We start from the raw sequence: 10,612 nt of genomic DNA on the forward strand, positions 1-10,612 counted from the left end.
GGGGCCGCAACGGCGCCGGTCAGGCGTCGGCGTTCAGGGCGTGCCACACCGGTTCGGTGTCGAGGTCGGCCGCCAGGTCGGTGATCTGCTCGACGGTGACGTCGAGCTTGTCGTCCTCGAACGAGCCCCACCACACGGTCGCGACCGAGCCGTCGGGGTGGAACGCGGCGGCCTCGATGGAGGTCCCGTCGGTGGTCCAGCCGACGACGGTCCCGTCCTCGAGCTCGGTCTCGCCGCACTCGTCGCCCACACTGCAGTGCAGCAGGTAGTGGCCGTCGACGGGGTCGCCCGAGGTCAGGTCCTGGATGCCGTCGGTGATGCCGCCGGGCACGTAGAGCGCGACCTCGAAGCCCTCGCCGGTCTGGTCGACGTAGTAGTCGGCGCGGAACTTGCGCTGCACCGGGGTCTCGTTCTCACCGTCGAGGAAGTAGTTCTGGAGCCGGACCGTCTCCAGCGAGTTGTCGAAGGTCCAGTCCCCGAAGTGCTCGGCGAGCGCCTCGTCGGTCTGGGCCTGGGACTCGGCGGTGTACTCGTCCCGTACGAAGTCCCAGGCCTCGGAGTACTCCCACCCTTCGGCGGGGATCTCGGGCTCCTGGGCGCTGGCGGCGGCAGCCGGAAGAAACACCGCGGCGGCGGCCGCCGCGGCCACGGCGGTGCGCTTGGCGGTGCTGTTGAAAGCGGACATGAAGATCACCTTTCGGTAGAACCATTCACTTGCCACCTTTATAGCGGAATAACGCAGATAACTAAATAAACTATGCGATAGCTATCATTTCCGACCTCGGGGCAACCGATACGCCCACAATGGCGTCCATCAATGTCCATACGCGCGAACCTCCCGAACAGGTTGCCCCGCAACCTGACGACACCTCCTCGGCATCGCCCAAGCGGACTAAACCGGCCAGACCACAACATGTCGCACCCGTATGCCATGATGACCTGACCCCTGGTAGCCACTCCCACACCAGGCGTACTTCACCGTCGAAGTCGACGCCGCCCCGACCAGCCCCGTTGGCCCCAGGTCGTACCGCGACACAGATCCAGGAGCGACGCCCATGAACTCCCATGCCCGTACCGGAACCGCCTGGCGGCCCATCGATCTCCAGGAGTCGACCGATGTCCGGCGCTGACGTCTTCTCCATGGCCCCGGAGAAGGTGCACGAGGCGGTGGAGGTCCTGTTCGGCGTCGAGACCGAAGTGGACACCATCACGAGCGGCCTACGGGCCGAGACCGGAAGCGTCGCCACCGCGTTCGCGAACGCCCACTGCGCGATCGGCGAGGCGCTGACCACCGCATCGGACTTCTGGTGCGTGCAGCGCGTTCTCGGCTTCACCGGCCTGGTCGGCAACCTCGGCGAGTACCTGGCCGTCTGCGCAGAGCAGGCGGTCGAGATCGACGACTTCTCCGCCCACGACTTCGCGACCCTCGCCGACCTCGACCGCTATCCCGGCCGCGCCGCCGAGAACGCCTCCGCGCGCCCGGACTGGTAGGAGCACTGATGAGCGAGATGCACTGGCGCGACCTGAAAGAGACGGACTTCGGCGCCCTGAAGTCACTGGCCGGGCAGTGGGACGCCTACATCAACGACATGGTCGCGCAGGCCGAGATCATCACCGAAGACGTCGTCAAGAAGCACCTCGGCACCGAGAACTTCGACTCTGCAACGGCCGACGACGTCCGCCGCCAAGCCGACCTGCTGGCCGACTCGATCCAAGACGACCTGCACGAATACGCGATGGTCAAGATCAGGGCGACCCTCGAAGACGCCCACGTCGAACTCACCGAATGCCAGGCCCAGCTCTTCGACCTCATCGAAGCGGTGACCGGTGAGTACCGGTTCGAAGGAGGATCCGGCGACCCGCATGTGGTCGTATCCGACGGACACTATGAACGGATCGCCGCGCTGGAGGCGACTGCGGCACTGATGGAACGCGCAGGCGTCAAGGAATCAGACTTCGCCTCCGACTTCGGGCAGAACGAGTCCCGTCAGCGCCTGATCGCGGCAGCCGAAACCGTTGCGGGCGAGCTGACCGAGGTGCTGAAGGCGATCATGACCCGCGCCCACAACGCCGACGACGATGCCGCCGCGATCCTGAAGTCGATCATCGACACCCCGGCCGAGCAGCCACCACCGATCGGCGCCACCTACGACGACCTCATCGACGGCTACGAGGAGGCCGACGCCGAGCGCCACGCCGAGTTTCTCCAAGAGCTCGCCTCCGGTGATTCCGAAGCCACCGCGACTGGCGTCAACGACTGGTGGAACGGCCTCACCGATGACGAACGCGCTGACCTCATCGGATCCCACCCCGGTTTGATCGGCGGCCTTGACGGCATACCGTCCGCTACGCGAAACGATGTCAACCAGAATCTGTTGACGACAGAGATCGACACCACCGGTGCTCGGATCTCGGAGGTCCAGACTCGATTGGACCAGATGCTGGCCGATGGGTCCAGCACCACAAATGCGGAGGAATACCGAAATCTCCAGCTGGAACTCGGCGAACTCCAAACGCAGTACGACAACGCCACCGCGTTGCAGGCAGCACTGAACGCAGGTTCCGACTCCGGAGAGCCGCTCCTCCTCATCGACTTCGACACCAGCAACGACGGTACCGCCGTGGTATCGGTAGGGGATCCCGACACCGCTCACCATACTGCCGTCTACGTCCCCGGCACCACTTCCGACCTGGGCGGCATCGGGGGACTCGTCGGTGATGCATCGACGCTCCAAGCTGACGCCGAACGCTTCGGCATCGACGGTGAGAAAACCGCCGTGGTGATGTGGCTGGACTATGACGCCCCCGACAACGCCGTGCCGGTCACGCAGGACGGGCCCTTCGCCCCTGAAGCATGGAGAGATGATCAAGCCCTCGACTCCCGATCAGGCTTGAACTCCTTCCTCGAGGGCGTCGACGCCGCTCATGGCGGGGATGCCCACACCACCTTGATAGGGCACTCGTACGGCACGGTGGCGACCGGGGCGACGGCAGCCGAGTACCAGATCGCGGCCGACCAGATCATCGACATCGCCAGTCCGGGGCTCATGGTCGGCACTGCGGAGGAACTCAGCGTCGGTGGGGACGACGTCTGGTCGACACGCGCCGAAGACGACGTCATCGAGCTCGCCGTCGGCACCGGTGCGATGGGCGCCGATCCCACCTCCACGGAATTCGGAGGCAATGTCTTCGACGCGGAGGCCATCGGCGACAGTGGTACCAAGATCCACAGCGGATATCTCAAGGACAACGCCGAAGGCGACGAAAACCCCGCTCGCCTGACGATGGCCGAGATCATCACCGGCCAGCGAGGATAACGAAATGCGACGAATTCTGCCGGCCCTTCTTGCAGCGTTCATACTCGCCGTACAAGGATGCTCCATGAACCGGAATCCGCCTCCCGAACGCGATTTCGACGAAGCCGAAGCCTATCCGCTTATGGAGCAGACCGTGCTCGACACGATCGCGGGGCTTCCCGACTTCCCCGGCTTCAAGTCTCGGATGTACTACTCGCCCGAAGACTGCGAGGAGTCGCTCGGGGAGCAGTACCAGGGATGGGTGTCGCTGGAGATCGCGTACACCTTCGACGGCCCGAACTCCGAATCCGACCTAGTGCGGACGACCTATACCGACCTGCTGCGGGACCAGTGGACCGCGGCCGGCTACGAGGTGCACCAGGACTCCATCGACGCGAGCACCGGTCGCGGCTCGCTCGAAGCCGAGCGAGCCGACGGGATCAACCTGTGGTGGACGGTCTCGGGCAGCGTCTCCTTCGCCGTCCAGACCGGCTGTATCCCGGCGACCGAAGGTTTCGACAAACCCGACTACATCCCCCCGGCAGGCGGCGTGATTCCCGAAAACGACGCGGCCGTGCAGAACCGCATGAACCCTCCGGAAGATGCAGCCGGCGAGGCGACCGATCCATTCGCCAGTGCCTCGGAGAGCCCGAGCGACAACTGACAGAAGGCGGGTTCCGAAACCTTCCTGGGACACATGTGAGGGCTGCTGATCAACTGTGCGACTTCCACGACGATCCAGCGCTGTCCGCCGCCCCTACGAGAAGATGCCTGCCGGGTAACGCACCTTCAGCTCAGGAGGTGGGCTTCGACCCCGGATTCGGCGGAACCTCGTTCGACAGCGACGGCATAAGCGGGGATCCCAAGGACGCCCACAGCAACTACTGGGATGAGGGAAATCCCGCCAGAGACAACATGGCGAAGATCTTCACTGGAAACGGAGACCAGGTCACATGAGTCTCCGAAACGCTCGGCGCGAAGCCGCGACCATATGTGTCGCCGTTCTGACCGCAACCACCATCGGAGGATGCTCACCCATGTCCCGAGACCTGCCGGAACTCGAGTTCAACCGGGGCGAGGCCTTTCTTCGCATGGACGAGGCCGTCGCCCAGACGATCGAAGGGCTCCCGAACTTTCCCGGCTTTCAGCAGCGCACGACGCTCAAGCTCGAATGCGCGGAGGAAGGCCGCGAATCCTACGAGGTGAACTACACCTTTCCGGAGGAGACCATCGGCTCCGACCTGGTGACCAAGGAGTACTTCGCGGTCCTCAAGGAATACTGGCCCTCGATCGGATGGGAAGTCCACGGCGAGCGCGATGACGTCGATGGCGACATCGCCGATATCCAGGCCACCCGACCGGACGGCGTCAACGTCTGGTATTCGAACGTCCTCGGCCAGATTGTCATTCACTCCCAGGTGGCGTGCATCGAGCCCGAAGGCGAACCGGTATGCGGCCCCCCTCTCGGTGGCGTCACACCGGAGAACGACAGCACCAAGGACTGCGTGATCGAGACTCCGGAAGAGTCGGAATCTGAAAGCGTCGACGCGATCGCTCCATTTCGAGGAGCTGGAGCCGCGATGATCCCTTGGAGCCGAGAGTCCGGCCCGGGAGAGACGGGCCATGGCTCCTTCAGGCAATGACCTTGAGGTTCATCACTTGCACTCCTGAGTACATCGAGGGCGGCAGTTTTCGCAGCGGCCCGCTCCAACCGCTCTTCATGCCCATACCCGTGCCGACACGCCCATGCCACCAAGTGCGCGAGGGGGGACTCGAACCCCCACGTCCTTAGACACAGGAACCTAAATCCTGCGCGTCTGCCAGTTCCGCCACTCGCGCGTAGCGTGAATGGCGGACGGAAAAGTACCGTCGCCACTCGCGTGTTTCCGTCGGCGCCGCGGGCCGAAGGCCCGTTGACGCCGGCTTCTTCTGCGCGCTGCGGCCTCGGGATGGGACCTGGTCGCGGCGCGTGCCGTCGCTCTCATTTGAGCAGCAACTAGTGTGTCACACGCCTGGGGGTTCCCGTAGGCTGGTGCGGATGACTCGACCTGACAAGCGCGCCGCAGACGAGCTGCGCCCCGTGAAGTTCACCCGCTCCTGGACCGACCACCCCGAGGGCTCGGTCCTCGTCGAGTTCGGCCGCACCCGCGTGCTCTGCACCGCCTCGGTCACCCCCGGCGTGCCGCGCTGGCGCCGCGGCTCCGGCGAAGGCTGGGTGACCGCCGAGTACGCCATGCTCCCGCGCTCCACGCACTCGCGCTCCGACCGCGAGTCCATCCGCGGCAAGATCGGCGGCCGGACCCACGAGATCTCCCGCCTCATCGGCCGTTCTCTGCGGGCCTGTATCGACTTCAAGGCCCTCGGCGAGAACACCATTACGCTCGACTGCGATGTGCTGCAAGCCGACGGCGGTACCCGCACGGCCGCGATCACCGGTGCTTATGTCGCGCTGCACGACGCGGTCGACTGGCTCAAGGACCAGAAGCTCGCCCGCAAGCCCGACAAGATCCTCACCACTTCGGTCGCCGCGATCAGCGTCGGCGTCGTCAACGGCGTCCCCGTGCTGGACCTGCCGTACGAGGAGGACGTCGCCGCCTCGGTCGACATGAACGTGGTCTGCACCGGTGAAGGCGACTTCGTCGAGGTCCAGGGCACCGGCGAGGAGGCGGTCTTCAACCGCTCCGAGCTGGACACCCTGCTGGACCTGGCCCTCAAGGGCTGCAAGGAACTCGCCGGCCTCCAGGCCCGGACCCTCCTGAGCCCGTGAGGGTGCTCCTGGCGACCCGCAACGCGGGCAAGGTGGACGAGCTGCGCCAGATCCTCGCCGAGGCGGCCCCGCACGTCGAACTCGTGGGCCTCGACGCGGTCGAGGAGTACCCCGAGACCCCCGAGACCGAGCTGACCTTCGCCGGGAACGCGCTGCTGAAGGCCCGCGACGGCGTCAAGCACACGGGCCTGGCGACCATCGCCGACGACTCGGGCCTCGCGGTCGACGCCCTCAACGGCATGCCGGGGGTCCTCTCGGCCCGCTGGGCCGGGGCCGCGAAGGACGACGCGGCGAACAACGCCCTGCTGCTCGACCAGCTCGCGGACGTCGCCGACGAGCTGCGCGGCGCCAAGTTCGTGTGCGCGGCCGCGATCGTGTGGCCCGACGGGCGCGAACTCGTCGTGCACGGTGAGATGCCCGGCCATGTCGGTCGTGAACCCAAGGGCGTCAACGGATTCGGGTACGACCCGCTCTTCACTCCCGAGGGCTTCGACCGGACCAGCGCCGAGCTGAGTCCTGCCGAGAAGAACGCCGTCTCGCATCGGGGGAAGGCATTCCGGGAGCTTGCGACCGGAATCTGAAGCGCAGGCGGGAGCTTGCGACCGGAATCTGAGGCGCAGGCGGGAGCTTGCGACCGGAATCTGAAGTGCAGGCGAGAACTGGCGACCAGGATTTAAGCGCACGTGAACGTGATCGCAGGGGCGGCCTTCGGGCCGCCTCTGCTTTTTCATGCGGCCTGGCGCTGCTTCAGGATCGCCAGCGCCTTGTCGGCGTGGGCGTTCATGTTGAGCTCGCTCTTGACCGCGCCGATGATCTCGCGGCCCGCGCCGATGACGAAGGTCTTGCGCTTGGTTTGGACGATGGTGAGCTTGCGCCGCACCCCGAACGACTCGGCGACCTCGCCGTCGGGGTCGGACAGGAGCGGGTAGCCGAGGGTGTGCTCGGCGGCGAAGGCGGCCTGGCGTTCGACGCTGTCGCGCGAGATGCCGACCGGGGTGGCCCCGAGGGCCTTGAACTCGGCGACGAGGTCGCGGAAGTGGCAGGCCTCGGCGGTGCAGCCGACCGACATGGCGAGCGGGTAGAAGAAGAGGACGACGGGTCCGTCTTCGAGGAGCTGGTCGAGGCTCCGCTGCTGGCCGGTCTCGTCGTCGAGGGTGAATGCCGGGGCAGTGTCTCCGATGTCCATGAAGCCCAGCCTATCCGTCCGGCGGGCTGTTGAGGCGGGTCCGAGGTCCCGTGATCGGGGGGGTGATTGCGCTCCGGCCCACAATATAGATACACTCGAATATAAGAGTTTCCTGTCAGTAGTAGTCCACCAGATCGCTTTTGGCTCACGGGGCCAGGTTGGGAGCGCTCCATGACCGGCAAAGGAGTAACTCCATGTCCACCACAACAACGGTGGCGCTAGGCGGCAGACGCCGCCGAATCGCCGCCGTCATGTCGCTGGTCCTGGCCGCTGTCGCGGCGATGACCATCACGACGCTGTTCACCAGGGACGAGGCTCAGGCGCACGGCGCCACGGTCTTCCCCGGTTCCCGCCAGTACCTCTGCTACTTCGACGCGCTCAGCGGCAACGGCGCGCTCGACCCGTACAACGAGGCCTGCCAGTCCGCGCTCGACCAGGGCGGCGCCAACGCGTTCTACAACTGGTTCGGCAACCTCGACTCCAACGGCGCGGGTCAGACCGTCGGGTACATCCCCGACGGCCAGATCTGCAACGGCGGCGGCCGCGGCCCGTACGACTTCTCGGCGTTCAACGACCCCGGCAACTGGCCCAAGACCCACGTGACCGCGGGCGACACCGTCCAGTGGCGCTACAACAACTGGGCCCACCACCCCGGCAAGTTCGACCTCTACATCACCAAGAACGGGTGGGACCCGAACCAGCCGATCGGCTGGGACGACCTCGAGAAGTTCCAGACCTTCACGAACCCGGCCTCCAACGGCGGGCCCGGCAGCAACGACCACTACTACTACGCGAACCTGACGCTGCCGCAGAAGTCCGGTTACCACATGGTCTTCACGCACTGGGTGCGCTCAGACTCCAACGAGAACTTCTACGCCTGCTCCGACGTCGTCTTCGACGGCGGCAACGGCGAGGTCTCCGGGATCCGTCCCGGCGCCGACCTCCCGGGCAACGACGGCGGCGTGGTCGACCCGACCGACGACCCGACCAGCGACGACCCCACCGACCCCGGGACCGGCAACCCGACGGGCGCCTGCACGGCGACCGCCTCGGTCTCGTCGTGGAACGGCGGCGCGACGGTGAACATCACCGTCAGGAACACCAGTACGGCCCCGGTCAGCGACTGGATGATCCACTGGCTGTGGCCGCCGAACTCCGGGATCACCATCAGAGACTCGTGGAGCACCACGATCTCGTCGATGGGCGATATGCAGATGGCCGGCCCGGCCGCCTGGAACGGCACGATCAGTTCGAGCGGATCGGCGACCTTCGGGTTCAACGTCACCGGCACGCTGTCGACCATGCCGACGATGGACTGCATCCCCGGGTGACAACCGGGTGATTCGCGAAGGTGACGGACTCCCGTCCAGAACCTGAATGATCATCAACAAAATAGCCGCTTCGACTCCTCCCTCCGGGAACCCGCTGGAATACTCGACACAGCAGGTCTTCCGGGGGGAGGAGCCATGTCAGCAGCCGCAGCGGCACCGATGAGGGCCGCGTCCGAGACGATCACGGCATCCACACGGTCGGGGGTCGTGATCCGGTCCTACATCAACGCGCAGGTCGACGCGCTCAACAGCGCGATCGCCGCCACCGAGCGGCACGCGCCCGGCTCCGCCGGGTCCGTCCGCATCGCGATCCATCGCCTGCGCACGGCGATCCGCGGCTACGAGCATCTGTTCACGCAGACGCCCCACGGGGGCCCGCAGCTCGACCAGCTCCTGGCGGCTCTCAAGCACACCGAGGACCTGGAGCGCCTGCGCGTCCACTTCGCCGACCGGTTCGACCAGCTCGGCCTCACCGTCCCGGAGTACCCGAAATGGTATGCGGCCCTTGAAGAGGAGATGCGCGAGTCCTACCGGATGATCGAGCGGGTGCACTCGCAGGCGTGGGTCGCGGTACTGCTCGGCCAGGTGCGGATGTTCGCCGAGCACGCGCACTTCACCAGGGACGGCGACAAGCCCGCGTCCTCGCTCATGGGGGTGCTCTCGCAGGCCAAGGCGCATCTGCTCGACACCTACGGGAAGCTCAGCTACGCCACCGACCTCGCGACCGCGAGGGACCAGGCGAGGGTGGCCGCTCGGGAGGCCCGCTTCCTCGCCGAGGCCGCCGAGCCCGCGCTGGGGCGGGCCGCCGAGGACGTGCTCGTGCCGGTGTCGGCGCTCGAACACCTGCTCACGCAGTACCGGCAGGCCCTCGTCGCCCGCAACTGGCTGCTGCGCCTTCCGGGTTCGGACCGCGCCGACCGGTTGACGGCGAGCCTGGCCGACCTGGAGCGGGAGCACCTGCACCAGCTCGGCGAGGAGATCGACGCGGCCGCCACGGCCATGGTCGACCGCTGGCGCTGAGGAAAGAGCGATGCGGCGGGCACCCGATGGGTGCCCGCCGCGTCCGTCGGTCTAGGCAGCGTCTGAGAACTCGGGTTTCCAGTCGAGGATGATGGCGACCTGGATGGTGGCTTCATATCGGACGGCGAGTTTGTCGTATCGGGTGGCGACGGCGCGGTAGCGCTTGAGACGGCCGATGGCTCGCTCAACAGTGTTGCGCTGCTTGTAGATCTCGCGGTCGAACGAGGGGGGCCGCCCGCCGAGGCGGCCCTTCGCGGTGCGGTTGCGCTGCTGATCGGCCCGGTCGGGTATCACCGCCTGGATGCCACGCCGGCGCAGGTAGGCACGGTTGGCCCGGGACGGGTAGCCCTTGTCGGCCAGGACCCGGTACGGCCGGGTTCGGGGCCTGCCCGGCCCGGGCCGAGGCACGCCGATGTCATCGAGCACACCGGGCAGGTGCGGGGAGTCGGCCATGTGCCCGGCGGTGAGTTTGAAGCTCAGCACGGTCTGGCTGGCATCGGCGGCGAGGTGGATCTTGGTGGTCCAGCCGCCCCGCGAGCGGCCCAGCGCATGGTCGTCGGGTTCACCGGGGACCAGCCGCCGGCCGGCTCCGGCCGCGGCGTGGTGGGCGCGCACGGTGGTGGAGTCGACGCTGACGGTCCAGGTCAGGTGCCCGGCTGCATCGAGGAAGGTCCAGATCGCTTTGACGATCATGGGCCAGACGCCCTCGGTCTGCCAGGTGCGAAACAGCCAGTACGCCGTCTGCCAGGGACCGAAACTGGGCGGGAGGAACCGCCAGGGTGCTCCCACCCGGACCCGCCAGGCAATCGCATCGACCAGCGTTCTGCGCGATCTGGTGATCGGTCGGCCGGTCGGGGCCGGGGCAGGCAACCAGCGACGCAGGTGACGCCACTGACCATCGGTGAGCACGGCAGGAACCGGTACGCTTGACACCAGGAGCCTCCAGTATTGAGTTTCGTTGCGACACAACAAAACTAACTGGAGGCTCCCACTGTTCTCAAACGCTGCCTAG

Annotated in this window: 11 protein-coding genes and 1 tRNA gene; 8 read left to right on the forward strand and 4 right to left on the reverse strand. The window is 66.5% G+C overall.

Annotated elements, in window-relative coordinates:
- Positions 1–19 precede the first annotated feature (19 nt).
- Positions 20–685, reverse strand: a complete 666-nt coding sequence (locus BLQ63_RS25095; RefSeq protein ID WP_143015083.1) for a hypothetical protein — start codon at positions 683–685, stop codon at positions 20–22.
- 431 nt (positions 686–1,116) lie between these two features.
- Here BLQ63_RS25095 and BLQ63_RS25100 point away from each other — a divergent pair, with 431 nt between their 5' ends.
- The 4 genes from BLQ63_RS25100 to BLQ63_RS25115 all read left to right on the forward strand — a co-directional run bounded on the left by BLQ63_RS25100 (position 1,117) and on the right by BLQ63_RS25115 (position 4,939).
- A complete protein-coding gene (locus BLQ63_RS25100) occupies positions 1,117–1,491 on the forward strand; it encodes a hypothetical protein (protein WP_091040281.1) in 375 nt (124 codons plus the stop codon).
- Between the two features lie 8 nt (positions 1,492–1,499).
- Complete coding sequence (locus BLQ63_RS25105) at positions 1,500–3,317, forward strand: alpha/beta hydrolase (RefSeq protein WP_091040282.1); 1,818 nt, start codon at positions 1,500–1,502, stop codon at positions 3,315–3,317.
- Positions 3,318–3,381: 64 nt separating this feature from the next.
- Complete coding sequence (locus BLQ63_RS25110; RefSeq protein ID WP_091040283.1) at positions 3,382–3,960, forward strand: hypothetical protein; 579 nt, start codon at positions 3,382–3,384, stop codon at positions 3,958–3,960.
- Positions 3,961–4,333: 373 nt separating this feature from the next.
- The gene (locus tag BLQ63_RS25115) at positions 4,334–4,939 is read left to right on the forward strand and encodes a hypothetical protein (protein ID WP_091040284.1); all 606 of its coding nucleotides are present in this window, start codon (positions 4,334–4,336) and stop codon (positions 4,937–4,939) included.
- Between the two features lie 114 nt (positions 4,940–5,053).
- Here the strand turns inward: BLQ63_RS25115 and BLQ63_RS25120 are convergent.
- A tRNA-Leu gene (locus BLQ63_RS25120) sits at positions 5,054–5,135 on the reverse strand.
- A gap of 199 nt (positions 5,136–5,334) precedes the next feature.
- Between BLQ63_RS25120 and rph the strand changes: the two genes are divergently transcribed.
- Complete coding sequence (rph, locus tag BLQ63_RS25125; protein WP_091040285.1) at positions 5,335–6,063, forward strand: ribonuclease PH; 729 nt, start codon at positions 5,335–5,337, stop codon at positions 6,061–6,063.
- A complete protein-coding gene (gene rdgB / locus BLQ63_RS25130) occupies positions 6,060–6,644 on the forward strand; it encodes an RdgB/HAM1 family non-canonical purine NTP pyrophosphatase (RefSeq protein WP_091040286.1) in 585 nt (194 codons plus the stop codon). Before rph ends, rdgB begins: the two co-directional genes overlap by 4 nt.
- A gap of 146 nt (positions 6,645–6,790) precedes the next feature.
- On the opposite strand, the gene BLQ63_RS25135 is transcribed toward rdgB, so the two are convergent.
- Positions 6,791–7,249 carry a peroxiredoxin gene (locus BLQ63_RS25135; RefSeq protein WP_091040287.1) on the reverse strand — a complete coding sequence of 153 codons (459 nt, stop codon included), beginning with the start codon at positions 7,247–7,249 and terminating at the stop codon, positions 6,791–6,793.
- Between the two features lie 194 nt (positions 7,250–7,443).
- On the opposite strand from BLQ63_RS25135, the gene BLQ63_RS25140 reads away from it, so the two are divergent.
- Positions 7,444–8,580 (forward strand): lytic polysaccharide monooxygenase, encoded by a 1,137-nt coding sequence (locus BLQ63_RS25140; protein WP_091040288.1) that lies wholly within the window; start codon positions 7,444–7,446, stop codon positions 8,578–8,580.
- Between the two features lie 135 nt (positions 8,581–8,715).
- Positions 8,716–9,600, forward strand: a complete 885-nt coding sequence (locus BLQ63_RS25145) for a CHAD domain-containing protein (protein ID WP_091040289.1) — start codon at positions 8,716–8,718, stop codon at positions 9,598–9,600.
- Between the two features lie 51 nt (positions 9,601–9,651).
- Here the strand turns inward: BLQ63_RS25145 and BLQ63_RS25150 are convergent, their stop codons facing one another.
- Positions 9,652–10,533, reverse strand: coding sequence for an IS5 family transposase (locus tag BLQ63_RS25150; protein ID WP_091030119.1), 882 nt, complete (start codon positions 10,531–10,533; stop codon positions 9,652–9,654).
- Between the last annotated feature and the right edge of the window lie 79 nt (positions 10,534–10,612).

It is taken from the genome of Glycomyces harbinensis, from assembly GCF_900101745.1.
GTDB lineage: Bacteria > Actinomycetota > Actinomycetes > Mycobacteriales > Micromonosporaceae > Glycomyces > Glycomyces harbinensis.

What these genes read in the sequence shown, in the direction of transcription:
- BLQ63_RS25095 (WP_143015083.1), bottom strand. Translation starts at nt 685, where the DNA reads ATGTCCGCTTTCAACAGCACCGCCAAGCGCACCGCCGTGGCCGCGGCG.
- BLQ63_RS25100 (WP_091040281.1), top strand. Translation starts at nt 1,117, where the DNA reads ATGTCCGGCGCTGACGTCTTCTCCATGGCCCCGGAGAAGGTGCACGAG.
- BLQ63_RS25105 (WP_091040282.1), top strand. Translation starts at nt 1,500, where the DNA reads ATGAGCGAGATGCACTGGCGCGACCTGAAAGAGACGGACTTCGGCGCC.
- BLQ63_RS25110 (WP_091040283.1), top strand. Translation starts at nt 3,382, where the DNA reads ATGAACCGGAATCCGCCTCCCGAACGCGATTTCGACGAAGCCGAAGCC.
- BLQ63_RS25115 (WP_091040284.1), top strand. Translation starts at nt 4,334, where the DNA reads ATGTCCCGAGACCTGCCGGAACTCGAGTTCAACCGGGGCGAGGCCTTT.
- rph (WP_091040285.1), top strand. Translation starts at nt 5,335, where the DNA reads ATGACTCGACCTGACAAGCGCGCCGCAGACGAGCTGCGCCCCGTGAAG.
- BLQ63_RS25135 (WP_091040287.1), bottom strand. Translation starts at nt 7,249, where the DNA reads ATGGACATCGGAGACACTGCCCCGGCATTCACCCTCGACGACGAGACC.
- BLQ63_RS25140 (WP_091040288.1), top strand. Translation starts at nt 7,444, where the DNA reads ATGTCCACCACAACAACGGTGGCGCTAGGCGGCAGACGCCGCCGAATC.
- BLQ63_RS25145 (WP_091040289.1), top strand. Translation starts at nt 8,716, where the DNA reads ATGTCAGCAGCCGCAGCGGCACCGATGAGGGCCGCGTCCGAGACGATC.